Consider the following 25764-nt stretch of genomic DNA (forward strand, 5'->3'; position numbering starts at 1 on the left):
GTTGAAGGTCCGCACCCACGTCAGGTTGCGAAGATCTTGTGGTCTGATGCGGACTCGATGCCCGCGCCCTGACTGCCAATTCACGTGGCACCGCCGACGCATCCGACAAGGGTGCCAGCAGTTCGTGCATCTGCACTGCCAGAAAAAGAGAGCAGAGTGACCCTGCCTGCCTTTTTTTTTCGGTTTTCTACCCGTCCTCGTTTTGCTCTTCCAGGGTCGGCTCGTTGCACGGTTCTCATCGCGACTGCCTGCGTTGCCATGGCCAGGTGCTGCAGGTGGTGTTTGGGTGGCTCCTAGCCCGCGCCGGGCCAGCAAGGCAGCCCGTGGCCCAGTATCTAAAGATATTCTTCCCTCCTGAAAACCCCCTTTACCTTTCCTCCCGTCATGTAGTGCTTGATGTTTTCCGCAGCCTCTTTTGTTGCTTGCGCCATGGCCTCGGGCACCATGCCGGAATTGTGTGGCGAGCCCAGGACGTTGGGCAGATCGAGGAAAGGATAATGCACCTCAAACCTTCCATGCCTGAAGGGCTCGACCCACCAGGCGTCGATGCCTGCCTTGAAAGCCGGATGCGACTTCAGATGTTCGTAAAAGGCGCCTTCATCGATGATCTCCCCTCTTGCCACGTTCACCAGGATGGCATCGGGCTTCATCCATGTCAGCTCGCGCGCGCCGATGAGCCCTTTTGTCGAGCGCGACAAGGGCATTGAGACGACCACGATGTCGGCGCGGCCCAGGACATCCTCCAGATCTTTTGTCGTGCCGATGAAGTCGACGTCTTCGTCGGTCCTGCCGCTGGTATTGACCGCAAGTATCTTGACCCCAAAGGCCTTCATGAGCTGGGCGGTGGCCTTGCCGATCCCGCCAAAACCAAGGATGGCGCATGTGGAGCCACGAAGAAATCTGTTCATGCCAAACTGATCGAACTGCCCAGCGACAAGCTTCCTGTGACCTTCCCTGAGGTTCTTGGACAGGGCCAGGGTCATGGCCATGACATGCTCAGCCATGGGTCCTGCGTATGCACCCGCGTTCCCGGCGACGACCAGCGTCTCGGGGAATAGCCTGAAGGGAACATGGTCGGCACCGGCAGACAACAGCTGCATGAATCGCGCCTTGTTCATTCGCCGATACTCATCCTCCGAGAACTCCCGGGAAGGGTTCCAGGAAAGAAGCACATCTGCATGCCCAATGGCTTGGTTTCGGCCCTCCTCCGGGCCGAGATACGTGACATTGGCAACATCGCGCAGATGGTCGTCGATGATTGTTTTCAGATTCTCATCGAGCCTGGCGGTCACAAGCACATTCACTGGTTGCATGACAACGCTCCTTTGCCTTGTGTCGGCGGAGGGCTGGTAAATCGGCGTCCTCCACCGACATGCCGTGGTTTCCTGCGTGCGAGACAGGGGTCGCGATTGACTTCGTTCGAAGTTCCGCGCCTGGCACACAATAGCGCAGCGATTTTGCCATTTGATGCGAACTCAACGCTCGCGCTTGACCGCCAGCTCACTCAACGCCGCCAATGCATCTGCGCGTTCCCCAAACGGCGCCAGCAACTCGTGCATCTGCGCCGCCAGCGCGTCGAGCTTCGCCTTCGCACCGTCGATGCCGAGCAGCGCAGGATAGGTGGACTTGGACTGGGCGGCATCCTTGCCGGCGGTCTTGCCGAGGGTTTCGGAGCTGGCTTCGATGTCGAGGATGTCGTCGCGGACCTGGAAGGCCAGGCCCAGGGCCTGAGCGAAGGCATCCAGGCGTTGCAAAGTGGCTTCTTCCACGCCGCCGGCCAGGGCGCCCAGGCGCACGCTGGCGCGGATCAGGGCGCCGGTCTTGAGCGCGTGCATGTGCTGCAGCGCCTGTAGCGATTGCAGTTGTCCGGTGGCATCGATGTCCAGGGCCTGGCCGCCGCACATGCCGGCCACGCCGCTGGCCTGGGCCAGGGTCTGCAGCCAGGCCACGCGCAGCACGGCGCCGGCATCGCTGCCGGCCAGCACCTCGAAGGCCAGGGTCTGCAGCGCGTCTCCGGCGAGGACGGCGGTGGCCTCGTCGAAGGCGATGTGCACGGTGGGCTGGCCACGGCGCAGGGCGTCATCGTCCATTGCCGGCAGGTCGTCGTGGACCAGCGAGTAGGCGTGGATCAGTTCGACCGCGGTGGCCGGCGCATCCAGCACGCCTTCATCGGCGCCGGTCATCGTGCCGGCGGCGTAGACCAGCAGCGGACGCATGCGCTTGCCACCGCCCAAGGCTGCGTGGCGCATGGCCGCGTGCAGGCGCTGCGGGGCGCGGACCGGGTCGGGAAGGGCAGCGTCCAGCGAAGCCTCCACGCGCTGGGCCCAGCGCGTGAATACGGCTTCACTCGCCATCGGGCAGCGGGGCGAAGGGTTCGGCGGTGTCGGGGCGGTCCGGGTCGCTGAGCAGGCGCACGCGCAGTTCGGCCTGCTCCAGCGCGGTGCGGCAGCTGCGGTAGAGGCCGACGCCGCGTTCGTAGGCGGCCAGCGATTCTTCCAGGCTCAGTTCGCCCAGTTCCATGCGCCCGACCAGCCGTTCCAGCTCGTCCAGCGAGGTTTCGAAATGCGCCACCGGCGAAGTCTCTGTTGCGGGTTTCTTGGCCATGGGCAAAGTGTGTGCGCGCATGGGTGATGGGTCAATCACGCGCCCGGCGGTGTCCAGCGCAGGCTGGCTGCACGTGCCTGCAGCCATGCGGCGAAATCGGCGGAGTGGATGCGATCGCCAGCGGCCAGCACCTGGCCGGCCTGGTCGCGCAGCAGCGGCAGGTGCCTGCGCTGCCAGGGCGGCAGGTCGAGCGCCTGCAGCACGTGCTTGAGTGCGTGCGAATGGCTGCGCCCGGGCAGGTGGATGCGTTCGCCACCGTGGCGCGCGGTGACCCGCAGCGCTGGATCGAACACCGCATGACCCACAAGCTGCAGGCCGCCGCCATCGGCAAGCAGCAACGGCGCGCGACCATCCCAGCGCACCTCCCAGTCCGCCGGCAGCGGCGGCGTCAACGGGCCGGCGTGCAGCTGGTCGCGCCAGCGGCGCAGGCAGACGCCATTCCAGTCGAACTGCGCCTGGGCGTCGGCTCGCGCGGTGAGCAGGGTGTCTTCCAGCCGGGCCAGGCCGCGGGCTGGCAAGGGCGGCAGGCCGCGGGCCTGGACCCAGGATCGCACCACACGTGCCCGCAGCGCGGGCGGCAGCGCCTGCAGGGCCGGCACCGACAGCACGGCCGGATCGGCGGTGCGGGCCTGTTCCAGCGCGGCCTGGTCCTGGATTTGCAGCAGTGCGCTGGCCTGCGCGCTCAGCCCGGCGCTGCGTGCCAGGGCGGTGGCCGCGTGCGGCCAGCGCGCCTGCAGCAGCGGCAGCACCTGGTGGCGCAGGAAATTGCGGTCCAGCGTGGTGTCGGCGTTGCTGGCGTCCTCGATCCAGTGCAGGGCGTGTTCGCGCGCGTAGGCGGCGATCGCACTGCGCGGCAGCGCCAGCCACGGCCGCCACAGCCAGCCGCTGGCGAAGGCGCGCCACGGCCGCATCGCCGCCAGTCCGTCCGGCCCGGACGCGCGCAGTGCCCGCAGCAGGAAGGTTTCGGCCTGGTCGTCCTGGTGGTGCGCGGTCACCAGCACCTGGCCGGCCTGCATGACTTGGGCAAACGCCGCATGGCGGGCGTGGCGGGCGGCCGCTTCCAGGCCTGCACCACGGCTGCGGTCCACCTGCACGCGCACGATCTCCAGCGGCACCTGCAGCTGCGCGCAGAGCCTGGCGCAATGTGCGGCCCAGTCATCGGCCTGGGCCTGCAGGCCGTGGTGGACGTGGATCGCGCGCAGCTGCCGTGTGCCCCGCCAGCGCTGGGCCATGGCGTGCAGCAGCGCGGTCGAATCCAGGCCGCCGCTCAACGCCACCCACAGCTGCGCCTGGGCAGGTGCGGCCGGTGGAAGCCAGAGCAGCGCGAGCGGTTGGGACATGCGCAGATGGTGCCACGCACCTGCGCGGCTCCTAAAACTGGATCGCGTTGCCGTCCTCGTCCTGGCTGCGCTGGCGTTGGCGCATGCGCCAGGTCGGTGGCGGCGGCGGGCGATCGACGTTGTGCAGCAGCAGCCAGGCCTGGCAGGCCTGCTGCCAGTCACGCTGGTGCGCGGGCACCTGCGCATAGAAGACGTCCTCGACCACCGGCATGCGGCCTTCGTTGGAGTCTGCGGTATCGGCCAGGCGCGAATCGGGAAGGTCGCGCATGATTCGGGTCGGGTCGCCGCCGTGTTCCAGCAGCCAGTACAGGCGGTCGAAGCGGCCGATCCTGGAATACCAGCTCAGCACCGTGTCGTAGCCGTCCTCGGTGTACAGCGTGGTGTCCAGGTTGGCACCGGACATGACCAGCGCCTTCACGTTGTCCCAATGGCCGTTGATGAAGGCCACGTACAGCAGCGGCTGGCCGGCGGCGTTGCGCCCGTTCGGGTCGCCGCCACGCAGCAGCAGCTCGGTCAGGTAGCGCGAATCGGCCATCGCCGCGGCCTGCACCAGCGCCGTCTCCGCTGCCGCGCCCACGCCGATGCCGGTCGACTGCATGCGGATGTCAGGCGTGGCGCCGACGTTGAGCAGCAGGTGCAGGCCCATCGGGTTGCGCGTGGCCAGTGGCCAGGCCAGCAGCGGCCGGCCGTGCACGTCGAAGATCGTGTCCGGATCGATCCCGCGCTGGTAGACCAGCCTGTCCAGCGCGGGCCAGTCGTTGCGGTCCACCGCGCGGGCCATCTCCAGGCCCGGGCCGGTGAAATAGTCGGCCGGATCCAGTGGCGCCTGTGGCGCAGGCGTCGTGTCCAGCGGCAGGAGCAGGTAGACGCATCCTGCCAGGGTCGCCAGCGCCAGCGTCGCGCGCAGCACGCGCCCCAGCACAGGCTGCAGGTTCCAGGTCGGACGGGTGGCGCGGGGGAGGCTGGCCAAGTGCGCGGGCTTCGATGCGTCGGCCTTTGTTACCACGGCAGAACCTGCCCGCAGCGGTCGCCCCGGTCTCGCGCCGGGAGACGCCGCGCCGCTACAGTGATCCCCGGATTTCCAGTGGGATGCTTCATGGCCAAGGCCACCTCCAAGGCGCGCACCGCGTATGTGTGCAGCGAATGCGGCGCCGAATACAGCAAATGGCAGGGTCAGTGCACCGAGTGCAATGCGTGGAACTCGCTCTCGCAGATCGTGCTGGAGCCGGCGGCCGGGGCGCCGCCCGCTGCGCGCCGCTCCGGCTGGGCCGGCAAGACCGAGTCGCCGAAGATTACCGCGCTCAAGGACGTGCGCAACGGCGAGGAAGTGCGCGTGTCCACCGGCATCGGCGAATTCGACCGGGTGCTGGGCGGCGGCCTGGTCGAAGGCGCGGTGGTGCTGGTCGGCGGCGACCCTGGCATCGGCAAGTCCACCCTGCTGCTGCAGGCCCTGGCCAGCATGGCCGCCACCCTGCCGGTGCTGTACGTCACCGGCGAGGAATCGCTGGCCCAGGTCGCCGGCCGCGCGATCCGCCTGGACCTGCCGCTGGAGGGCCTGAACGCGCTGGCCGAAACCGGCATCGAAAGCATCCTGCAACACGCCTCGTCAGCCAGGCCGAAGCTGATCGTGGCCGATTCGGTCCAGACCCTGTGGACCGAAACCCTGACCGCCGCGCCCGGCTCGGTCAGCCAGGTCCGCGAAAGCGCCGCGCGCCTGGTGCGCTATGCCAAGGAGACCGGCACGGCCGTGTTCCTGGTCGGCCACGTCACCAAGGAAGGCGGCATCGCCGGCCCGCGCGTGCTGGAGCACATGGTCGATGCGGTGCTGTATTTCGAGGGCGAGTCGGGCAGCCGTTTCCGCCTGCTGCGCGCCTTCAAGAACCGCTTCGGCGCGGTCAACGAGCTGGGCGTGTTCGCAATGGGCGAGAAGGGCTTGAAGGAAGTCTCCAACCCCTCGGCGATCTTCCTCTCCGGCGGCAGCACCCGCCAGCCAGGCAGCTGCGTGATGGTCACCCGCGAGGGCACCCGCCCGCTGCTGGTGGAAGTCCAGGCGCTGGTCGATGCCTCGCCGCTGTCCAACCCGCGCCGGGTGGCCGTGGGCCTGGAGCAGAACCGCCTGGCGATGCTGCTGGCGGTGCTGCATCGCCACGGCGGCATCGTGGTGGGCGATCAGGACGTGTTCGTCAATGTGGTGGGCGGCATCCGGGTGCAGGAAACCGCCGCCGACCTGCCGGTGCTGCTGGCGGTGCTCTCAAGCTTGCGCGATGCGCCGCTGGCCGAAAAGACCATCGCCTTCGGCGAGGTCGGCCTGTCCGGCGAGATCCGCCCGGTGCCCAACGGCGAGGACCGCCTGAAAGAGGCTGCGACCCACGGCTTCAAGCGCGCGATCGTGCCCAGGGCCAATGCGCCCAAGACCACCAGCATCAAGGGCATGGAGATCGTGGCGGTGGAGCGCCTGACCGACGCGCTGGAGGCGGCGCTGGGTTGAGGGCGCTGGGTTGAGTGGGATAAGGGTTGAGTGGGATAAGACCGGTGGGAGCCGCCACGGCGGCGATGCCTTCCTTACCGGCGCGTTGGAATCACCTTGGGTACTGGAAGGTCCGCGCCGCTTCCACGCCTGGCAGCTTCAGAGCCAGATCGCATTCCAATAAGGATAGTCGCCGACCCGGCGGACCAGTCCTGCGCGAACGGGGTTGGCCACGATGTAACGCGCCATGTGCAGGACGTCCTCGTCCTTGCGGACTGCGCGGTCGTGGAATCCGCGCCCCCACAGCACGTGTTGGCAATCCAACGCCTTGTGCCACTGGCGGGTTGCCAGCGCTTTGGCGCGGCCGATGCTGCGATCAAGGGATTCGGTGCCCAGCTCAAGCAGGCCATGCCAGTGATCTGGCATCAGGGTCCAGCAAAGCAGTCTTCCATGGGGCCAGGCTTGCGGGCTGTTCAGGCAGCGCGCGACAACAGCTGCATGAGGGTGTTCAGAGAAGTAGGGCGTGCGCCGGTGGGTCGCGAAGGTGATCAGGTAAATCCTTCCGGATTCGGAAAATCGGTGCTTCCGGAGAAGGTGAGATCGGGGGAGCGGCATGCGGTCAGCATGGTCTGGCGATGGAGCTGCTGCAATCAGCATGGGGCGTGATGGTCTGTCGGAAATGTCTGGTTTTGCGGCGGCGGTGTCGGCAGAGGCGCATCGCCGCCATGGCGGCTCCCACGGGCTGGAACAACAAAAAAGCCGCGGTTTCCCGCGGCTTTTTTGTTGCCGACCAGTCGGCGCGGATCAGGCCAGGCCGGCCTGCTTCATCACTTCGGCGGCGTAGTCTTCCACCACCTTCTCGATGCCTTCGCCCACGGCCAGCCGCTTGAAGCCCACGACCTCGGCGCCGGCCGCCTTGAGCACCTGCTCCACGCTCTGGTTGGTGTCCAGCACGTAGGGCTGTCCGTACAGGGTCACTTCGTTGACGATCTTGGCGATCTTGCCGCTGATGATCTTCTCCAGGATGTCGGCCGGCTTGGACTTGTCCTTCTCGGACATCTTGGCCAGCTCGATTTCCTTTTCCTTGGCCACGAACTCGGCCGGCACGTCGCTGGCCTTGTTGTACGGCGGGTTCATCGCGGCCACGTGCATGGCCAGGCCACGGGCCAGCTCGGCGTCACCGCCGGCCACTTCGACCAGCACCCCGATGCGGCCGCCGTGGACGTAGGCGGCCACGTTGTTGGTGCTGTTGATGGCGACCATGCGACGCACCTGCACGTTCTCGCCGACCTTGGCGATGACGGCGGCGCGGGTTTCCTCGATGGTTTGGCCGGAGGGCAGCCTGGCCGACTTCAGCGCCTGGACATCGGTCGCGCCGGAGGCCAGGGCGGCCTGGGCGACGGCGTCGGCGAAGGTCAGGAAGTTGCTGTCCTTGGCGACGAAGTCGGTCTCGGAGTTGATCTCGACCAGCACGGCCTTGCCGCCGTCCTGGGCCGAGGCGATCTTGCCTTCGGCGGCGACCCGATCAGCCTTCTTGTCGGCCTTGGCCAGGCCGGACTTGCGCAGCCACTCGGCGGCGGCGTCGATGTTGCCCGCGTTCTCGGTGAGTGCCTTCTTGCACTCCATCATGCCGGCGCCGGTGCGCTCGCGCAGTTCCTTGACCAGGGAAGCAGTGATTTCCACGGTGGTGACCTCGGTTTTTTGGGTATTGGTTGGGAAGGCGCATGGCGCCATTCCAAGCGACAACGGCCGGACGCATGCCTGCCGCTGGGGCCGACGCGCGACCATGGCGCGCCGGCGTTGCGCGGCGATGACGCCTCAGGCGGAGGCTTCGTCGCTCTTGCGGCCACGACGGGCCGGCTTGGCCTCGGCGCTGCCTTCGCTGAACTCTTCCTCGCGCACGACGGCGTTGTTGGGCGAAGCGGCCTTGCCTTCCAGCACCGCGTCGGCGGCGGCGCGGGCGTACAGCTGCACGGCGCGGATGGCGTCGTCGTTGCCCGGGATCGGGTAGTCGACCAGGGCCGGATCGTAGTTGGAGTCGACCACGGCCACCACCGGGATGCCGAGCTTCTTGGCTTCCTTGATGGCGATGTCCTCGTGGCCGATGTCGATCACGAACAGCGCGTCGGGCAGGCGGTTCATTTCCTTGATGCCGCCCAGCGAGGCCAGCAGCTTGTCGCGCTCGCGGCGCAGGCCCAGCACTTCGTGCTTGACCAGCTTTTCGAAGGTGCCGTCGGTTTCGGCGGCTTCAAGTTCCTTCAGGCGGGCCACGGACTTCTTCACCGTGGCGAAGTTGGTCAGGGTGCCGCCCAGCCAGCGCTGGGTCATGTACGGCATGTTGCAGCGCTCGGCTTCTTCCTTGATGGAATCGCGGGCGCTGCGCTTGGTGCCGATGAACAGGATGGTGCCGCGCTTCTGGGCAATGGCGCTGATGAAGTTCATCGCATCGACGAACAACGGCAGGGTCTTTTCCAGGTTGATGATGTGGATCTTGCCGCGGGCGCCGAAGATGTACGGAGCCATCTTCGGGTTCCAGTAGCGGGTCTGGTGGCCGAAATGGACGCCGGCTTCCAGCATCTGGCGCATGGTGATCTGGGACATTGCAAAAACTCCAGGGCAGTGGAACCGGCCGCTCGGTGGGATGCGGTACTGACGGTTCCGGGGTTGGGCCTCCCTGCGGCATCCGTGTCCGAACCTTCCTCTTGGAAAGGCACCCCGGCACGGGCTGTGGCAGCAGGTGTGTATTCGCCGGTGACGCCCGGCGTGGGCGGTTCATGCGGGCCGGCAGGCCTCGCAGAGCCGGCGGATTATAGCCGCGCGGCGGACGCTGGCGCAAATCGCGCAGGCGTCGGGGTGTTTCAGGCAAACAGCGGCGCGGCGGCCATCAGGATGACGAGCAGCAGCAGGCGGCGCGAGGCGGTCAGACGCATGGCATGGGTTTTCCGGCGGAGTGGCCGCAGCGGGATGCGTCGGCCTTGGGGAGATGGTGTAAGCATGGGCCGTGCCAACCGGCCCTCGTGAGGCTAAAACCCTGTACAGACAATAGGTTGCGTGGTGGCAGATACCGGCACTGCGGCCGCGTTGTCGTGCATCCACGCGTCACATTTGGCCGCCGGCGATCACCTGCTTCGCCCGCTGTTGGTCATCTGGGGACTCCCGCCGGGCTTGGCAAGCGGCAAGCCGCGCGCTGTTTGCCGCTGCGCGGTTTTTCGCCCCCCTTGCCGGGCTGCGCGCCCCGGTTCCGTTCAGGCACGGCCCGAATCGGCGATAATGGTGATCATGAGCATCCAACTGAAATCCGCCGCCGACCTGGAAAAAATGCGCGTGGCCGGCCGCCTGGCCGCCGAGGTGCTGCAGGTCGTCGCCCCGCACGTGAAGCCCGGCGTGACCACCGCCGAGCTGGACCGCATCTGCCACGACCACATCGTCAAGGTGCAGGACGCCATTCCGGCCAACGTCGGCTACCGTGGCTTCCCCGCCGCGGTGTGTACCTCGGTCAACAACGTGATCTGCCACGGCATCCCCAATGAATCCAAGGTGTTGAAGGACGGCGACATCGTCAACATCGATGTCACCGTGATCAAGGATGGCTGGCATGGCGATACCAGCCGCATGTACATCGTCGGCACCCCGTCGGTGATGGCCAGGCGCCTGGTCGAGGTCACCCGCGAGGCGATGTTCCGCGGCATCCGTGCGGTCAAGCCGGGCGCGACGCTGGGCGATGTCGGTCATGCGATCCAGCAGTACGCCGAATCCGAGCGTTTCAGCGTGGTGCGCGAGTACTGCGGCCACGGCATCGGCACGGTGTACCACGACGAGCCGCAGGTGCTGCACTACGGGCGTCCGGGCGAAGGGGTCGTGCTCAAGCCGGGCATGACCTTCACCATCGAACCGATGATCAACGAGGGCACCCGCTACACCAGGACCCTGCCGGACGGCTGGACCGTGGTGACCAAGGACCGCAGGCTCTCGGCGCAGTGGGAACACACCGTGGCGGTGACCGAGGACGGGGTGGAGATCCTGACCCGGCTGCCGGGCGACGACAACGACCTGTGAGGACCCCGGCGGCCGCCAGCGACGCCTTGCCGCGCCCGCTCTTGAGCGCCTTGGCCTGCGACAGCGCCTGGTCGCAGCAGGCGCGTGCGGCCCTGGCCGCCACCGACGAGAAACTCTCGCGCCGGTTTGATGATGTCGAACGCATCGACCATGTGCTGGCGCTGCGCGCGCGCGCGGTCGACCAGCTGCTGCGCGAGGCTTGGCGGCGCTGCATGGCCCAGGACGTGGGCCTGTCGCTGTTTGCGGTGGGCGGGTACGGGCGCGGCGAGCTGTTTCCGCATTCGGACGTGGACGTGCTGGTGCTGGGCGATCCGCAGGCGCAGCAGCGCGGGCACGAAGCCCTGGCGCGCTGTCTGGCGCTGGTCTGGGATGTCGGCCTCAAGCTCAGCCATGCGGTGCGCTCGCCGCAGGAGTGCACCGAGGCGGCCGCCGACCAGACCGTGCTCACCGCGTTGATCGAAGCGCGCCCGCTGATGGCCAGCGAGGTGGCCCGCAAGGCGCTGGCCGCTGCGGTCTCGCCGGACAAGGTGTGGCCGCCGCGCGAGTTTTTCGCGATCAAGCGCGAGGAGATGGCGCTGCGCCACGCGCGCTTCGGCGATACCTCCGACAACCTGGAGCCGGACATCAAGGATGGTCCCGGCGGGCTGCGCGACCTGCATACCCTGGGCTGGATGGCGCTGCGCACATTTGGTGTGCGCGACCTGGAGCCGCTGGTCGGCATCGGCCAGCTGGGCCCGGACGAGGCCATCGCCCTGGCGCGCGAGCGCCGCGCGCTGGGACGGCTGCGCTACGGCCTGCACCTGATGGCGGGCCGGCCGGAAGAGCGCCTGCGTTTCGATTATCAGAAGACCCTGGCCGCGCGCCTGGGCTATGTCGATGCGCCGGGCAGCCTGGCGGTCGAGCAGATGATGCAGGGGTTCTACCGCAGCGCGGCGGTCGTGCGCCAGATCAGTGACCGGCTCCTGCAGCGCTTCGAGGAACAGTTCGAAGGCGAGCCGGTGCCGCGCGCGCTGGACCAGGCCTTCGAGCTGCGCCGCAACTACCTGGCCGCCAGCAGCCCGCAGTGGCCGCGCGACATCGGCGATGTCTTCGCGCTGTTCGCCACCTGGGCCGGGCAGCCGAAGATCAGCGGGCTGCATTCGCAGACCGCGCGGGCATTGGCCGAGGCACTGCCCCGCCTGAAGCCCTACACCGATGCCAGTGCCCAACAGCGCGCGCAGTTCATGGCCTTGATGCGCGCACCGCGCGCGGTGGACACGCTGACGCGGATGGCGCGGCTGGGCGTGCTGGGGCAGTGGCTGCCGGCGTTCGCGCTGGTGTCCGGGCGCATGCAGTTCGACCTGTTCCACGTGTACACGGTCGACCAGCACACCTTGATGGTGCTGCGCAACCTGGCGGTGTTTTCCAGCGGCCGCGCCGACGAGCGGTTTTCCATCGCCCACGAAGTCTGGCCGCGCCTGCGCAAGCCGGAGCTGCTGCTGCTGGCCGGGCTGTTCCATGACATCGCCAAGGGCCGTGGCGGTGACCATTCCGAACTGGGCGCGAGCGATGCGCGCGCGTTCTGTGAAGCGCACGGGCTCAAGGCTTCGGACACCAGTCTGGTGACCTGGCTGGTCGAGCAGCACCTGCGCATGTCGGTCACCGCGCAGAAGCAGGACATCGCCGATCCGGAGGTGATCCATCGCTTCGCCACCGTGATCGGTGACCGCGAACACCTGGATTACCTGTACCTGCTGACCTGTGCCGACATCGCCGGCACCAGCCCCAAGTTGTGGAACGCATGGAAGGACCGGCTGCTGGCCGACCTGTACTTTGCCACGCGCCGGGTGCTGCGCGAGGGTCTGGAGCAGCCGATGGCGGTGGAGCAGCGCGTGGCCGAGGGCCGCGAGGCGACCTGCGCGCTGATGCTGCAGCAGGGTTTCGACGTGGACACCATCGCGCGCCAGTTCGCCGAAATGCCGGACGAGGGCTTCATGCGTTTCCGTCCCGAGCAGCTGGCCTGGCAGGCCGCCGCGCTGGTGGATGTGCGGCACGGGCAGACCCTGGTCAAGGTGCGCCACATCGACGGGGAGGCGCGGGCGATGGAAGTGTTCGTCCATTCGCCGGACCGCGACGGCCTGTTCGCCGCGATCCTGGCCACGCTGGACCGGCTGGGGTTCGGCATCCACCAGGCGCGCGTGCTGATGGGGCCGCATGGCACGGTGTTCGATACCTTCGAGATCCTGCCCGCCGATACCTACGCCAGCGCCGACACCGCCACCGTGGCCGAAACCCTGCGCCGCGCGCTGGCCGGCCCGCTGGACCAGGTGCGCGTTTCCCAGCGCACGGTGCCGCGCCAGCTGCGGCATTTCCGTTTTCCGCCGCGCTTTGAATTCGGCACCACGCTCGATGGCCGCCATACGGTGCTGGAGCTGGTCGCACCCGATCGCCCGGGCCTGCTGGCACAGGTGGCCCAGGTGCTGCGCGGCCAGCGCCTGCGCGTGCACGAGGCGCGCATCGCCACCTTCGGCGAGCGTGCCGAGGATGTGTTCCATCTCAGCGACGAGGCCGACAGGCCGCTGAGCGGCCAGGCGCGCGAGGCCCTGCGCGATGCGCTGCGCGCGCAGCTCGAAACGGCCGCCTGATTCCTTCCCCCCACTTCCAGGAACGCTTCGCGCCATGTCCGCAGTTGCCATCGAGTCCCTCAAGTCCACCCTGGAAAGCGCGTTCGATCGCCGCGCCGAGCTCACCGCCGAGCAGATCAACGACCAGGTGCGCCCGGCCGTGTACGCGGCCATCGACGGGCTGGAAACCGGCGCCCTGCGCGTGGCCGAACCCACGGCCGAGGGCGGCTGGCAGGTCAACCAGTGGCTGAAGAAGGCGGTGCTGCTGTATTTCCGCGTCAACGACATGGCCGTGATCCCGGCGCAGCCGGCACCGTTCTGGGACAAGGTCGAGGCGCGCTTTGCCGGCTACGATGCGGCCAGGTTCCGCGCCGCAGGCGTGCGCGTGGTCCCGGGCGCGGTGGCCCGTCGCGGCACCTATTTCGGCAAGGACGTGGTGCTGATGCCCAGCTTCACCAACATCGGCGCCTACGTGGGCGAGGGCACGATGGTCGATACCTGGGCCACGGTCGGCTCCTGCGCGCAGATCGGCAGGCACTGCCACCTGTCCGGCGGCGCCGGCATCGGCGGGGTGCTGGAGCCGCTGCAGGCCGCGCCGACCATCATCGAGGACCACTGCTTCATCGGCGCGCGTTCGGAAGTGGTCGAAGGCGTGGTCGTTGGCCACCACAGCGTGATCGGCATGGGCGTGTTCCTGGGCCAGTCCACCCGCATCTACAACCGCGCCAGCGGCGAGATTTCCTACGGCTACGTGCCGCCGGGCAGCGTGGTGGTGGCAGGTTCGCTGCCGGCAAGCGACGGCTCGCATTCGCTGTACGCGGCGGTCATCGTCAAGCAGGTCGACGAGAAGACCCGCAGCAAGACCTCGGTGAACGACCTGCTGCGCGGGCTGGCGGACTGAAACACAGGAACGAGGGCAGAGCAGTGAGGAACAAGCAATCGCGCGCAACCGCGGCTCCGTTCGGCCTTTGCCCGCTGTCGTGTTCGTTTCTGGAGCTTCATGGATTCGTTCTCCGCGGCTCCCGCCTTCCCTCGTTTCTCACACCGCTCCCCTCGTCTCTCGCCCCATGACCACGCTTTACGGACTCAACAACTGCGACACCTGCAAGAAGGCCTGCAAGTGGCTGGACCGGTTCGGCCTGGCCTACACCTTCATCGACTATCGCGATCACAAACCCACGCCAGAGATGCTGGTGGACTGGGCGGGCAGGGCCGGTGGGTTCCAGGCGCTGGTCAACAAGTCCTCCACCACCTGGCGCCAGCTGCCAGAAAACCGCAAGACCCCCGGCAGCGAGGCTGAATGGAAGCTGTTGCTGCGCGAGCATCCGCAGCTGATCCGCAGGCCGGTGGTGATCACGCAGGACGGTCGTTTCAGCCAGGGCTTCTCCGACAACGGCTTCAAGCGGTTGTTTGGCATCGGGTGAGTGACACGGCGGTGCGCGCAGCAGGGGGATCATGCGAGGATGCTGCGCGTGCGGTGATGCGTGCACGCTTTCCTCCCACGGAGTCCATGCCATGAACGCAGTGCAAGACCGGGTCATCCGTTGTCTTTTTGTCAGTTGTCTGCTGCTGCTGGCCGCCTGCGCCACCGGCCCCAAGATCAGCAGCGTGGCCGATCCCCAGGCCGACTTCTCGCGCTATCGCAGCTTCGCCTTCTATGCGCCGCTGGCGATCGAGAGCAAGGGTTACGCCACCGCCACCAGCGAGGCGATCAAGGCAGCAGCGCGTCGGGAGATGGAAGCGCGCGGCTATCGCTACGATCCGGTCGCGCCGGACCTGTGGGTCAACCTGGGCGCCTACCTGCAGGAGAAGATACAGGTCTCCTCGATCCCGGACGTGGGCTACGACGCCTATTACAGCTATCGCGCCGGCGGCTATTTCGTCTCGCCCTACTGGCATGAACACACCACGGTGCGCACCTACACCGAGGGCACGCTCAACGTGGACCTGGTCGATGTGGCGCAGCGGCGGCTGGTATGGGAAGGCGTGGCGGTGGGCACCGTGCACAAGCTGACCCCGGCCGAACGTGCGGCCAAGATCGATTCGGCGATGGCGGGGATCTTCGCCCAGTTTCCGTATCGCGCCGGCCAGGGCACGCCATCGCCATGACCGCCGGGGTGTGCCGATGAAGGCCGCCAGCGGCTCCCACGATGGCGGCGCGCGCGCGCCTACCGATACTGCGCACACCGAGCCGGTCCTGGCGCTGGCCTGCGAACTGATCGCCCGGCCTTCGGTCACGCCCGAGGACGCCGGCTGTCAGGCGCTGATCGGCTCGCGCCTGCAGGCGGCCGGTTTCACCTGCGAGCAGCTGCGCTTTGGCCGGGTCGACAACCTGTGGGCCACGCACGGCAGCGGCGCACCGGTGCTGGTGCTGCTGGGCCATACCGACGTGGTGCCGACCGGGCCGGTCGAAGCCTGGGCCAGTGACCCGTTCAAGCCGCAGGTGCGCGAGGGCAACCTCTACGGCCGCGGCAGCGCCGACATGAAGGGCAGCGTGGCTGCGTTCGTGGTCGCCGCCGAGCAATACGTGGCCGCCCATCCGGACCATGCCGGCACGCTGGCGGTGCTGCTCACCAGCGACGAGGAAGGCGATGCCATCGATGGCGTGCGCCGGGTCGCCAGGGTGTTGGCCGAGCGCGGTCAGGGCATCGACTGGTGCATCACCGGCGAGCCGTCCTCAACCCAGACCCTGGGCGATCTGCTGCGTGTGGGCCGTCGCGGCAGCCTGACCGGCACCTTGACGGTCAAAGGCGTGCAGGGCCACGTGGCCTATCCGCACAAGGCCCGCAATCCGATCCACCAGGCCGCCCCCGCCCTGGCCGAGCTGACCTCGCGCCAGTGGGACGACGGCTATGAAAGCTTCCCGCCGACCAGCCTGCAGGTGTCCAACATCCATGCCGGCACCGGCGCCAGCAACGTGATCCCGGGCCAGCTGCAGGTGCTGTTCAACCTGCGCTACAACCCGCACTGGGATGCGCCGAAGCTGGAGGCCGAAGTCGCCGCACTGCTGGAGCGCCACGGCCTGGAATACACGCTGCAATGGCATCGCAGCGGCGAGCCGTTCTACACGCCCGAAGGCACGCTGCGCTGCGTGGCCCGTCAGGTGCTGGGCGAGTTTGCCGGAGCGCCGCCGCAGGAAAGCACCGGCGGCGGCACCTCGGACGCGCGCTTCGTCGCGCCACTGGGCGCGCAGTGCATCGAGGTCGGGCCGGTCAACGCCAGCATCCACCAGATCGACGAGCACGTGCGCGTGGCCGACCTGGAGCGGCTGCCGGACCTGTATCGCACGTTGATCGAACGGTTGCTGGCGTAACAGTTGCGTTGCAGCAAACGCCCGGGTTAAGTTGCGCCCATGCCGTCCAGCCGCGCCACCGTCGTGAACAACACCAACCGCAATGCCCTGCGTGCGAACAATCGCGCGCGGCCGATGCGGGTCTGCGACTAGGCACAGAACGGAACAGCCAGGAAACCAGAAAACCCGCATCGCAAGATGCGGGTTTTTTCTTTTTGGACCGCCCTGAACCCTTTCCCACGTCATGTTTCCCCAGGAGTTTTCCCATGTGTTCGATCTTCGGCATCTTCGGCCTGCAATCCGGCGATGATCTTGGCGCGCTGCGCCGTCAGGCGCTGGAGTGCTCGCAGCGCCAGCGCCATCGCGGCCCGGACTGGAGCGGGGTGTACGTGGACGAGGGCGCGATCCTGGTGCACGAGCGCCTGGCCATCGTCGATCCGGCCGGCGGTTCGCAGCCGCTGCTGAGCCAGGACGGCGCGCTGGCGCTGGCGGTCAACGGCGAGATCTACAACCACGCCGAATTGAAGGCCGAGCTGACCCAGCCCTACGCGTTCCAGACCGGCTCGGACTGCGAGGTGATCAACGCCCTGTATCGCGAGGATGCGCCGGAATCGTTCCTCAACCGCCTCAACGGCATCTTCGCCTTCGCGCTGTGGGACAGGCAGACCGGCCGCGCCCTCATCGCCCGCGACCCCATCGGGGTGTGCCCGCTGTACTGGGGCCACGACCGCGAAGGCCGCCTGCGCGTGGCCTCGGAAATGAAGTCGCTGTGCGAGCATTGCGCCGATGTGGCCCAGTTCCCGCCCGGCCACTGGTACGACACCGCCACCGGCAAGTTGACCCAGTACTACAGGCGCCCATGGCGTGACTACGAGGCGGTCAAGGGGGTCCAGGTGAGCCCGACCGAGTTGCGCGAGGCCTTCGAGGCCGCCGTGCATCGCCAGTTGATGACCGATGTGCCCTACGGGGTGCTGTTGTCCGGCGGCCTGGATTCGTCGCTGGTGGCCGCGGTGGCCGCGCGCTATGCGCGCCATCGCGTCGAGGACGGCGACAGGACCGAGGCCTGGTGGCCGCGCCTGCATTCATTCGCCATCGGCTTGAAGGGCTCGCCCGACCTGGCCGCGGCCAGGATCGCTGCCGACGCGTTGGGCACGGTGCACCACGGCTTCGAATACACCTTCGAGGAAGGCCTGGATGCGCTGCCGGAGGTCATCAGGCACATCGAGACCTACGATGTGACCACCATCCGCGCCTCCACCCCGATGTTCCTGCTGGCGCGCCGGATCAAGGCGATGGGCGTGAAGATGGTGCTCAGCGGCGAAGGCTCCGACGAGATCTTCGGCGGCTACCTGTACTTCCACAAGGCGCCGAACGCGCGCGAATTCCACGAGGAGCTGATCCGCAAGCTGGACGCGCTGCACAACTACGACTGCCTGCGCGCCAACAAGTCGATGATGGCCTGGGGCGTGGAGCCGCGCGTGCCGTTCCTGGACCGCGAGTTCCTGGATGTGGCCATGCGCATGGATGCTTCGCACAAGATGATCACGGTCGGTGCCGATGGCAAGAAGCGGATCGAGAAAGCGGTGCTGCGCGAGGCCTTCGAAGGTTACCTGCCCGATTCGATCCTGTGGCGGCAGAAGGAGCAGTTCAGCGACGGCGTCGGCTACGGCTGGATCGACGGGCTCAAGGCCCACGCCGAGGCCCAGGTCAGCGACCGCGAGCTGGCCGCAGCCGACAAGCGCTTCCCGTTCAACCCGCCGCTGACCAAGGAGGCGTACTTCTATCGCGCGCTGTTCGAGCAGGCGTTCCCGACGCCGGCCGCGGCCGAGACGGTGCCGGGCGGCAAGTCGATCGCCTGCTCCTCGCCGGCGGCGATCGCCTGGGACGCGAGCTTCGCCGCCGCGGCAGATCCGTCCGGCCGTGCCATTGCCGGGGTGCACGCGCAGGCGCTGTAGGGCGGGTCTCGACCCGCCGGCCGTTGTGGGCATTGCGATGGCGGGTCAAGACCCGCCCTACCGGGGTCGCGATGGCGGGTCAAGACCCGCCCTACCGGCATCGCGATGGCGGGTCGAGACCCGCCCTACGGTTCATGGCGCACGCAATAGCCGTAGCGCTGCGGTTCGATGTCCACGCCCGAAGCGCTGGCCCGGTTGCTGGCCTTCCACACGTTGGGCCTGAAGCCGGCGCTCTTGCAGTTGGCCGCCTTGTCCACGCCGATGGTGTAGGTGAACGGGTCCTTGTCGAAGTGGTTGTTCTCGAACACGTTGTCCTGGCTCATGCTGTTGTCCCAGCACTGGGTACTGCCGTCGGCGTTGCGGAAACGGATCGCGCAGGTCAGGAACACCCCGGCGCCGCGGTTGCCGGTGAAGGTGTTGCCGATGAACAGGTTGCGCGCCGAATCGGACAGGTAGACGCCCTGGCTGCCGTTATTGGCCAGCACGTTGTTGCGGATCTGGCTGTCGGTGAGGTGCTCGGCGGTGATTCCGGCGGCGACGTTGTCGTGCACGTGGTTGTCGAACATCACCACGTTGGAGGTGCTGTTGAAGGACACCCCGTCCCAGACCGCGCCGAAGACGTCGTTGTGGTCGATGGTGATCGCATCGCTGTGCTGTTCGGTCAGCAGGCAGGCGCTGCGGCAGCCGCTGGCCTTGAGCCGGGTCAGGCGCACCCGATAGCCCTTGCGCACGACCACGCCGCTGTTGCTCAGGTACGGACGTTCGGGCATGAACTCATTGTCGGCCTGGCCACCGACCAGGGACAGGTCGGAGATGGTGACGTTGGTGATGGTGCGGTCCGGCACCTGGTTGAGGTAATCACCCACCACCAGCAGCGGCTGCTGCACACCATCGCGCATGTGCAGCGCGGTCCTGGGGCCGACCCCGCGCACGGTGGTGTTGTCACGCAGGATCCACAGCAGGCCCTGCAGCTGGTAATCGCCGGCGGCCAGGCACAGCACCGCGTGCGAACCGTCGGCGGGCAGGGCATTGATGACGCCCTGCAGGTTGTCCTTGGGGCCGGCCCTGGCGGTGCAGGCCGCAGGCTGGTCGTCGGCCAGGGCCGCGCGCGCGCTCGGGCTGAAGAAGGGCAGGGCCAGCAGCAGCGGCGCCATCAGGGCGAGGGGGGAAGACCAGCGTCGATGACTCATCCGGAACCTGTGAACCTGTGAAAAAACGGGGAATGGCGCCGCATGAACCTGCTGCGGCGCCGCAGCATTGTCCCGGACCGGCGTAAGGGCGGCGTGCAGTGCCCACCCTGGCGCCACGATCGGGCTCGGGCGCAGCGCGGCGGCGCAAAAAAAACACGCGGTCTTGTCGCAGGCCGCGCCATAGTCCGGGCCGGTCCCGGCCGGGGTCCGCATCATCTGGTGAGGAATCGCATGTCCAAGCGCCTGCGCGTGCTGATGGTCGATGACAACCCTGAACTGCTGCGCGTGCTGCAGGAAGGGCTGTCGATGTATGACGTGGAGGTCGTCACCGCCCTGGATGCGACCGCGGCGCTGGATATCCTGATCCGCGACCAGGGTTTCGACGTGCTGATGAGCGACGTGCTGATGCCGCGCGGCCTGTCCGGGGTGCAGCTGGTGGACATGGTCACGCGCGAATACCCGCAGATCGCCGTGGTCCTGACCTCCGGCTATCCGCGCACGCAACTGCCGGAACTGCCGCGCGGCGTGCGCTTCCTGCCCAAGCCCTACCAGTTCGGCGGGCTGATGTCGGCCCTGACCGAGGAAGCCAGCCTGCTCTGAAGCGCGCCGCCAGCCCAGCTCAGCGCGGCTGCAGGGTCAGCGTGTGCCGGGCCGGTCCGGGCAGGAACGGCGTGGGCCGGCCGTGCACCCAGTCCGCATGGCCCGCGCCCCAGTACGGCGAAAGCGGATGGCCACTCTGGCCACCAGGCATGTGGATGAAGCCATCGGCTTCGTGGCCGGGCGAGACCACCATGCGTTCGGACGCGCCGAAGTCCGGCGCCTGCACGCGTGGCATGTCGGCGGCACCGGGCAATGGATCGGCCGGCATGCACAGCAGGCGCCCGGCGGGCCCGGGCAGCGCGGCGGCCAGCGGATGGCAGATCTTCGCGGTGTTGTGTTCACCCCAGGTGCGGCGCTCCAGCGGTGCATCGGCGGAGAGGTCATCGCGGACTGCGGCGGCGGCCGCTTCGAGCAGGCGCTGCCAGCCCTGTGCATCGTCGCAGTTGGCCGGCGCTGGATGCAGCGCCGCGCAGCTGTGCGCGCGCGGCAGCAGGTGCACCGGTCGCTGCTGCAGCAGGGCCCACAGCGTGCCTTCGAACTGCGGCAGCGCCGGCATGCGCAAGTCGCTGCCCAGCGCGGCGCGCGCCGGTGCGGTCAGGCCGTCTTCGACCCGCCTCAGCACCGCCAGGCGCCACGCACGCACCAGCCGGAAGCTCACCGAGTCCACGCTGGCCGAGCCGTCCCACTGATGCGCCGCGCTTGCCAGCGCGCGCAGCGCCGAGCCGGCCGGCGCCTGCCTGGCCTGGTCCTGCAGCAACGCCCACCAGCGCTGCAGGAACACCGCGCGCGCGTCCAGCTGCACCGCCAGCAGGGCCGATTCGTCGAAGCGGTCGCGGCGGCGCAGGGCGTCACGGATCTGTTGTGCCCGCGCGCCCAGCTGATAGCCACCATCGCCCAGCGTGGCCAGCAGCGGGCCATCGGCGAGGCGGTTGTTGGCGCTCCACAGCCGGCCATCGGCCGGATCGGCCAGCGCGGCAACTTCGGTGGTGGAGATGGACCACGGCACGCAGGCGGTGGCGGCAGGGCGGGCGCCCGAGGCGCCGGGCAGGACGTGATGTTCGGCGCCGCAGCCGGGCGTGCGCCGTGGCAGCGGGCCCAGCACGCGCCAGGCGATGCGGCCGCCGGCATCGGCGATGACCAGGTTCTGCGCCGGCAGCGCGATGGTTTCGGCCATGCCCAGCGCGGCATCCAGATCGCCTGCGCGGGCGAAGTCAGACAGGCCCAGGTTGAGCGCGCCGGGCAGGTGGCCGACCCAGCGCAGCGCCAGCGCCTGGCCGCCGGGCAGGTCGCGCACCAGGGGGCCGGCCTGGGTTTGGCGCACCTCCAGCAGGTCATCGGCTGCGCCCGCCACCGCGATGCGCTCGTGCTGCACGGTCAGCGCCGCGCAGCCTGGCGCGGGCCCGGCGGCACAGGGCGTGACCCGGAACAGGTCGGCGGTGTCGGCATAGCTGTTGGTGAATCCCCAGGCGACATGGGTGTTGCTGCCGACGATCACCGCCGGCAGGCCGGGCAGGCTGAAGCCGGTCACATCGACCTTGCCGCCGGCCGCCCGTGGATCGGCATAGCGCAGGCGCACCCGGAACCACAGGTTGGGCACGCGCAGGGCCAGGTGCATGTCGTCGGCCACGATCGCCCGACCGTCACCGGTCAGGCGGCCGGCCACGGCGAAGTTGTTGCTGCCCAGCGCCTTGGCTTCGTCCCGGGCGGGCGTGCCCTGGCCGGGCGCCGGCAGGCGGCGCAGGTCGACCGTGGCCGCATCGGGCAAGGTCGGGGCCGGCCGCGCGGCCCCCAGCAGCGGCGCGTCCCAGTCGGTGCCATCGGCCGTGAGCAGGGCGAACAGCGCCGGCGGCAGGTGCTGCCCCAGCTGCCACAGTGCCAGCCCGCGCGCGTCGTCGGCGTCCTGCAGGTCGAAGTACATCGCATCGCCGGCCAGGACCACGTCGGCCACGGTCCACGGCTGCGGTTTCTGGCGCAGCAGCAGGTACGGCCAGGGCCGCACCGGGAGCGCGTCCAGGCCGGCATTGACGCCGGCGGTGTAGGCCTGCAGCTCGGCGCGATGGGTCCCGGCGAAATCGGCCAGGCCGGCTTCGGCGCGTGCGCGCATGCGATGCAGGCGACGCTGGCGGTCCAGCGGCAGCGCCCGCGCGCCGAACAGCGCCGCCAGCTCGCCGGCCGAACTGCGCCGCATCAGGTCCATCTCGAAATACCGTTCCTGCGCATGCACGAACCCCAGGGCGCGCGCCGCGTCGGTGGGATTGGCCGCATCGATGGTGACCACGCCGCGGTCATCGCGGGCCATGCCGACCGGTGCGGACAGGCCGGGCAGGCGGACCTGGCCTTCCAGCGTCGGCAGGCTGCCGCGCAGCAGCCACCAGCCCAGGCCGGCAGCGATGATGCCCAGCGTCAGCAGCAGCAAGAGCGAACGTCGGATCCAGCGGGTCATGCGGGAGCTCGCTCCGCGAAGCGACGGGACAGCGTGCACGGCTTCAACCCGGAAGCCAGGGCGGCCATCATCGGTGCGCCAACCGATACACCCTGGTCTGCAATGCTGTCACGCCCTCGGCCACGAACCCCGGCTCATACGGCAGGATGTCCCGATGCTCGAGCTCCTCCAGCCCCCATTGCGGGGCGAACAGCGCGTGCACCTCGGCCGGCTCGACCGAGAACGGCGGCCCTTCCTTTTGCGCCTGCGGGTACTCCAGCGTGATCAGCAGGCCCCGGCACTGCGCCGGCAGCCGTGCATAAAGCTCGGCCAGGTAACGGCGGCGCATGGGCTCGGGCAGGGCGATCAACGCAGCGCGGTCGTAGACGCCAACACAGTCGGCCAGGACTTGGGCATCCAGATCAAAGGCATCGCCGCAGATCAGTTCGATGTCACCGGCCAGGTAATGCACGCCATGAGCGGTTCCACGGATCTGCGGGGTCAGATCATGTTCGGCGAAGAACTGCTGCACGGCCAGCGGTGAGAGCTCCACACCGAGCACGCGATGGCCCTGCGCCGCCAGCCAGGCCATGTCCAGCGACTTGCCGGCCAGCGGCACGAACACCTGGCTGCCGGTGGGCAATCCCAGTGATGGCCAGTGCTTCTGCAGCAGCGGCATCACCTTGTTCTGGTGGAAGCCGATGCGTTGCGACTGCCAGCGTTCGTGCCAGAACTCCGGTTGCATCAATGCGTCTCCCGATCAAGGCGGCCCCGCGCTCGGTGCCGGCAAAAGGCACAGTGCTTCAACGCGCTGCGCTGGATGTGAGCTTACTGGACTTCCAGCCCGTCCACTTTCTGCCAGCCACGTGGCAGCAGCGCGCCGCGCGTGGCGCGGGTGCCGGTGTACAGGTCCAGGTCCTTGAACGAGAGGGTCATCGTGCGCGCGCCGCTGTGCACGTGCAGGGTGCCACCGGGCGAGATCGCGGCGATGGCGACCACCCGTTCGGTGGACAGCTTGGCCTTGGGGATGTCGATGATCTTGTTGCCTTTGCCCTTGTCCAGCTCGGGCAGGTCGCTGGCGGCGATGGCCAGCAGGTTGCCGGCGCTGGTCACGGCCACGATCCGGTCGCTGGCAGTGTCGGCCAGCAGCGCCGGCTGCAGCACCCTGGCGTTGGGCGTCAGGTTGAGCATCGCCTTGCCGGCCTTGTTGCGGCTGGTGAGGTTTTCAAACCGGGTGACAAAGCCGTAGCCGTGACTGGAGGCCAGCACCAGGCGGGTCTCGTTCTCGCCCGAGGCCAGCGCCTGGAACGATGCGCCCGCGGTCGGCGAGAACCGCCCGGTCAGCGGCTCGCCGTTGCCACGCGCCGAGGGCAGGGTGTGCACGGCGGTGGAATAGCTGCGCCCGGTCGAATCCAGGAACGCGACCTGGTGGTTGCTGCGCGTGCGCACGGCAGCCAGCAGGCTGTCGCCATCGCGATAGCCGAGCTTGGCGATGTCGATGTCATGGCCCTTGGCTGCGCGCACCCAGCCCTTTTCGGACATGATCACGGTCATCGGTTCGCTGGCGACCAGCTCGGTCTGGTCCAGGGCCTGGGCGGCCTGGCGCGAGACCAGCGGCGAGCGGCGCGCGTCGCCGAACTTGCTCGCATCGGCCAGCAGTTCATCCTTGACCAGCTTTTTGAGCTTGGCGTTGGAGCCCAGCGTGGCGGTCAGACGCTCGCGTTCGCTGGCCAGCGCGTCCTGCTCGCCGCGGATCTTCATCTCCTCCAGCCGCGCCAGCTGGCGCAGGCGCGTCTCCAGGATGTAATCGGCCTGCTCTTCGCTCAGGGCGAAGCGCGCAATCAAGGCCGGCTTGGGTTCGTCCTGGCTGCGGATGATGCCGATCACTTCATCCAGGTTGAGGAAGGCAGTCAGCAGGCCTTCCAGCAGGTGCAGGCGGCGCTCGACCTTTTCCAGGCGATGCTTCAGGCGACGGGTGACCGTGTCGTAGCGGAAGCCCAGCCATTCGCTCAGGAAGGTGCGCAGGTTCTTGACCTGCGGGCGCCCGTCCAGGCCGATGATGTTGAGGTTGACCCGATAGCTCTTTTCCAGATCGGTGGTGGCGAACAGGTGCCCCATCAGCTGCTCGGCATCGACCCGGTTCGAGCGCGGGATCATGACCACGCGGACCGGGTTCTGGTGGTCCGATTCGTCGCGGATGTCCTCCAGCCAGGGCAGCTTCTTGGCGCGCATCTGCGTGGCGATCTGTTCGATCACCTTGGACGGGGACACCTGGTAGGGCAGCGCGGTCACCACGATGTTGGCGTTTTCCCTGCTGAAGGTCGCCCGTGCGCGCACGCTGCCGTGGCCGGTCTGGTACATCGCCTGCAGGTCGGCAGGCGAGGTGATGATCTCGGCGGCGGTCGGGTAGTCCGGGCCGCGCACGTGTTCGCACAGGTCGGCCACGCTGGCCTCGGGGTCGTCGATCAGGCGGATCAGCGCGCTGACGATCTCGCCCAGGTTGTGCGGCGGCACGTCGGTGGCCATGCCCACCGCGATCCCGGTGGTGCCGTTGAGCAGCAGGTGCGGCAGGCGTGCCGGCAGCCAGCTCGGTTCCTCCAGGGTGCCGTCGAAGTTGGGCACCCAGTCCACCGTGCCCTGGGTCAGCTCGCCCAGCAGCACCTCGGCGATCGGGGTGAGCTTGGATTCGGTGTAGCGCATGGCCGCAAACGACTTGGGATCGTCCGGCGAACCGAAGTTGCCCTGGCCGTCGATCAACGGATAGCGGTAGGAGAACGGCTGGGCCATCAGCACCAGCGCCTCGTAGCAGGCACTGTCACCGTGCGGGTGGAACTTGCCGATCACATCGCCGACGGTGCGCGCGGATTTCTTCGGCTTGGACGCGGCGCCCAGGCCCAGTTCGCTCATCGAGTAGATGATCCGCCGCTGGACCGGCTTGAGCCCATCGCCGATGAAGGGCAGGGCGCGGTCCAGGACCACGTACATCGAATAATCCAGGTAGGCACGCTCGGCGTACTCGCGCAGCGGGATCTGTTCGAAGCCGTGGAAGGTGGGGCGGACGGTCGGGTCGGTCATGCGGGCACTGCGCTGGGAGTGAACCTGAGGAGTTTAGCCGCGCGCCCGTCGCAGCGCCCGCGACCGGTGCAACGCGCCGCGCATCGGCCCCGCGCGCCGGCGCTGCAGAACGTGCAGGGCAGACGCCCTGGTACGTACCTTCCTCGAGCCCGCGCCCACC

General features: G+C 68.3%; 21 protein-coding genes. 9 read left to right on the top strand and 12 right to left on the bottom strand.

Annotated elements, in window-relative coordinates; all coding sequences use genetic code 11:
* Nucleotides 1-335 precede the first annotated feature (335 nt).
* From D9R12_RS00150 to D9R12_RS00170, 5 genes are all read right to left on the bottom strand, one after another.
* Entirely contained in the window at nt 336-1313 is a 978-nt protein-coding gene (locus D9R12_RS00150) for a 2-hydroxyacid dehydrogenase (RefSeq protein ID WP_122226889.1), read from the bottom strand.
* A 162-nt stretch (nt 1314-1475) separates the two neighbouring features.
* Nucleotides 1476-2354 (bottom strand): polyprenyl synthetase family protein, encoded by an 879-nt coding sequence (locus tag D9R12_RS00155; RefSeq protein ID WP_122226891.1) that lies wholly within the window; start codon nt 2352-2354, stop codon nt 1476-1478.
* On the bottom strand, nt 2344-2604 hold the full coding sequence (locus D9R12_RS00160) for an exodeoxyribonuclease VII small subunit (RefSeq protein ID WP_043290532.1): 261 nt from the start codon (nt 2602-2604) through the stop codon (nt 2344-2346). Before D9R12_RS00160 ends, D9R12_RS00155 begins: the two co-directional genes overlap by 11 nt.
* A gap of 35 nt (nt 2605-2639) precedes the next feature.
* Nucleotides 2640-3944, bottom strand: coding sequence for a tRNA lysidine(34) synthetase TilS (tilS, locus tag D9R12_RS00165; RefSeq protein WP_122226893.1), 1305 nt, complete (start codon nt 3942-3944; stop codon nt 2640-2642).
* 31 nt (nt 3945-3975) lie between these two features.
* Nucleotides 3976-4914, bottom strand: coding sequence for an ankyrin repeat domain-containing protein (locus D9R12_RS00170; protein ID WP_122226895.1), 939 nt, complete (start codon nt 4912-4914; stop codon nt 3976-3978).
* Nucleotides 4915-5040: 126 nt separating this feature from the next.
* Here D9R12_RS00170 and radA point away from each other — a divergent pair, with 126 nt between their 5' ends.
* Entirely contained in the window at nt 5041-6432 is a 1392-nt protein-coding gene (radA, locus tag D9R12_RS00175; RefSeq protein ID WP_122226897.1) for a DNA repair protein RadA, read from the top strand.
* A 138-nt stretch (nt 6433-6570) separates the two neighbouring features.
* Here the strand turns inward: radA and D9R12_RS00180 are convergent, their stop codons facing one another.
* From D9R12_RS00180 to rpsB, 3 genes are all read right to left on the bottom strand, one after another.
* The gene (locus D9R12_RS00180; RefSeq protein ID WP_244919607.1) at nt 6571-7068 is read right to left on the bottom strand and encodes an REP-associated tyrosine transposase; all 498 of its coding nucleotides are present in this window, start codon (nt 7066-7068) and stop codon (nt 6571-6573) included.
* Between the two features lie 147 nt (nt 7069-7215).
* Nucleotides 7216-8094, bottom strand: coding sequence for a translation elongation factor Ts (gene tsf / locus D9R12_RS00185; protein ID WP_014161051.1), 879 nt, complete (start codon nt 8092-8094; stop codon nt 7216-7218).
* Between the two features lie 135 nt (nt 8095-8229).
* Nucleotides 8230-9012 (bottom strand): 30S ribosomal protein S2, encoded by a 783-nt coding sequence (rpsB, locus tag D9R12_RS00190; RefSeq protein WP_014161050.1) that lies wholly within the window; start codon nt 9010-9012, stop codon nt 8230-8232.
* 678 nt (nt 9013-9690) lie between these two features.
* Between rpsB and map the strand changes: the two genes are divergently transcribed.
* From map to asnB, 7 genes are all read left to right on the top strand, one after another.
* A complete protein-coding gene (gene map, locus D9R12_RS00195) occupies nt 9691-10467 on the top strand; it encodes a type I methionyl aminopeptidase (protein ID WP_122227605.1) in 777 nt (258 codons plus the stop codon).
* A gap of 41 nt (nt 10468-10508) precedes the next feature.
* Nucleotides 10509-13091 carry a [protein-PII] uridylyltransferase gene (glnD, locus tag D9R12_RS00200; protein ID WP_244671982.1) on the top strand — a complete coding sequence of 861 codons (2583 nt, stop codon included), beginning with the start codon at nt 10509-10511 and terminating at the stop codon, nt 13089-13091.
* Complete coding sequence (gene dapD / locus D9R12_RS00205; protein ID WP_122226900.1) at nt 13057-13971, top strand: 2,3,4,5-tetrahydropyridine-2,6-dicarboxylate N-succinyltransferase; 915 nt, start codon at nt 13057-13059, stop codon at nt 13969-13971. Before glnD ends, dapD begins: the two co-directional genes overlap by 35 nt.
* Before the next feature lie 166 nt (nt 13972-14137).
* Nucleotides 14138-14494 carry an arsenate reductase gene (locus D9R12_RS00210; protein ID WP_122226902.1) on the top strand — a complete coding sequence of 119 codons (357 nt, stop codon included), beginning with the start codon at nt 14138-14140 and terminating at the stop codon, nt 14492-14494.
* A 91-nt stretch (nt 14495-14585) separates the two neighbouring features.
* On the top strand, nt 14586-15179 hold the full coding sequence (locus tag D9R12_RS00215; protein ID WP_122226904.1) for a DUF4136 domain-containing protein: 594 nt from the start codon (nt 14586-14588) through the stop codon (nt 15177-15179).
* 16 nt (nt 15180-15195) lie between these two features.
* Nucleotides 15196-16383: a succinyl-diaminopimelate desuccinylase gene (gene dapE / locus D9R12_RS00220; protein ID WP_244671983.1), complete on the top strand. Its 1188-nt coding sequence runs from the start codon at nt 15196-15198 to the stop codon at nt 16381-16383.
* 245 nt (nt 16384-16628) lie between these two features.
* Entirely contained in the window at nt 16629-18317 is a 1689-nt protein-coding gene (gene asnB, locus D9R12_RS00225) for an asparagine synthase B (RefSeq protein ID WP_014161042.1), read from the top strand.
* A 125-nt stretch (nt 18318-18442) separates the two neighbouring features.
* Here asnB and D9R12_RS00230 read toward each other — a convergent pair whose 3' ends face one another.
* Nucleotides 18443-19507, bottom strand: a complete 1065-nt coding sequence (locus tag D9R12_RS00230; RefSeq protein WP_244671984.1) for a right-handed parallel beta-helix repeat-containing protein — start codon at nt 19505-19507, stop codon at nt 18443-18445.
* A gap of 231 nt (nt 19508-19738) precedes the next feature.
* Between D9R12_RS00230 and D9R12_RS00235 the strand changes: the two genes are divergently transcribed.
* The gene (locus D9R12_RS00235) at nt 19739-20107 is read left to right on the top strand and encodes a response regulator (RefSeq protein WP_014161040.1); all 369 of its coding nucleotides are present in this window, start codon (nt 19739-19741) and stop codon (nt 20105-20107) included.
* A 19-nt stretch (nt 20108-20126) separates the two neighbouring features.
* Here D9R12_RS00235 and D9R12_RS00240 read toward each other — a convergent pair whose 3' ends face one another.
* The 3 genes from D9R12_RS00240 to parC form a co-directional block, all read right to left on the bottom strand.
* Entirely contained in the window at nt 20127-22550 is a 2424-nt protein-coding gene (locus tag D9R12_RS00240) for a penicillin acylase family protein (RefSeq protein WP_122226910.1), read from the bottom strand.
* 67 nt (nt 22551-22617) lie between these two features.
* Complete coding sequence (locus D9R12_RS00245) at nt 22618-23274, bottom strand: thiopurine S-methyltransferase (RefSeq protein WP_122226912.1); 657 nt, start codon at nt 23272-23274, stop codon at nt 22618-22620.
* 83 nt (nt 23275-23357) lie between these two features.
* Nucleotides 23358-25604 (bottom strand): DNA topoisomerase IV subunit A, encoded by a 2247-nt coding sequence (parC, locus tag D9R12_RS00250; RefSeq protein WP_122226914.1) that lies wholly within the window; start codon nt 25602-25604, stop codon nt 23358-23360.
* Between the last annotated feature and the right edge of the window lie 160 nt (nt 25605-25764).

Origin of the sequence: Pseudoxanthomonas spadix (genome assembly GCF_003703395.1) — a bacterium.
Lineage (GTDB): Bacteria > Pseudomonadota > Gammaproteobacteria > Xanthomonadales > Xanthomonadaceae > Pseudoxanthomonas_A > Pseudoxanthomonas_A spadix.

Coding starts and splice junctions, on each gene's coding strand:
- D9R12_RS00150 (WP_122226889.1), bottom strand. CDS start 1,313: ATGCAACCAGTGAATGTGCTTGTGACCGCCAGGCTCGATGAGAATCTG.
- D9R12_RS00155 (WP_122226891.1), bottom strand. CDS start 2,354: ATGGCGAGTGAAGCCGTATTCACGCGCTGGGCCCAGCGCGTGGAGGCT.
- D9R12_RS00160 (WP_043290532.1), bottom strand. CDS start 2,604: ATGGCCAAGAAACCCGCAACAGAGACTTCGCCGGTGGCGCATTTCGAA.
- tilS (WP_122226893.1), bottom strand. CDS start 3,944: ATGTCCCAACCGCTCGCGCTGCTCTGGCTTCCACCGGCCGCACCTGCC.
- radA (WP_122226897.1), top strand. CDS start 5,041: ATGGCCAAGGCCACCTCCAAGGCGCGCACCGCGTATGTGTGCAGCGAA.
- D9R12_RS00180 (WP_244919607.1), bottom strand. CDS start 7,068: ATGCTGATTGCAGCAGCTCCATCGCCAGACCATGCTGACCGCATGCCG.
- rpsB (WP_014161050.1), bottom strand. CDS start 9,012: ATGTCCCAGATCACCATGCGCCAGATGCTGGAAGCCGGCGTCCATTTC.
- map (WP_122227605.1), top strand. CDS start 9,691: ATGAGCATCCAACTGAAATCCGCCGCCGACCTGGAAAAAATGCGCGTG.
- dapD (WP_122226900.1), top strand. CDS start 13,057: ATGCGCTGCGCGCGCAGCTCGAAACGGCCGCCTGATTCCTTCCCCCCA.
- D9R12_RS00210 (WP_122226902.1), top strand. CDS start 14,138: ATGACCACGCTTTACGGACTCAACAACTGCGACACCTGCAAGAAGGCC.
- D9R12_RS00215 (WP_122226904.1), top strand. CDS start 14,586: ATGAACGCAGTGCAAGACCGGGTCATCCGTTGTCTTTTTGTCAGTTGT.
- dapE (WP_244671983.1), top strand. CDS start 15,196: ATGAAGGCCGCCAGCGGCTCCCACGATGGCGGCGCGCGCGCGCCTACC.
- asnB (WP_014161042.1), top strand. CDS start 16,629: ATGTGTTCGATCTTCGGCATCTTCGGCCTGCAATCCGGCGATGATCTT.
- D9R12_RS00230 (WP_244671984.1), bottom strand. CDS start 19,507: ATGAGTCATCGACGCTGGTCTTCCCCCCTCGCCCTGATGGCGCCGCTG.
- D9R12_RS00235 (WP_014161040.1), top strand. CDS start 19,739: ATGTCCAAGCGCCTGCGCGTGCTGATGGTCGATGACAACCCTGAACTG.
- D9R12_RS00240 (WP_122226910.1), bottom strand. CDS start 22,550: ATGACCCGCTGGATCCGACGTTCGCTCTTGCTGCTGCTGACGCTGGGC.
- D9R12_RS00245 (WP_122226912.1), bottom strand. CDS start 23,274: ATGCAACCGGAGTTCTGGCACGAACGCTGGCAGTCGCAACGCATCGGC.
- parC (WP_122226914.1), bottom strand. CDS start 25,604: ATGACCGACCCGACCGTCCGCCCCACCTTCCACGGCTTCGAACAGATC.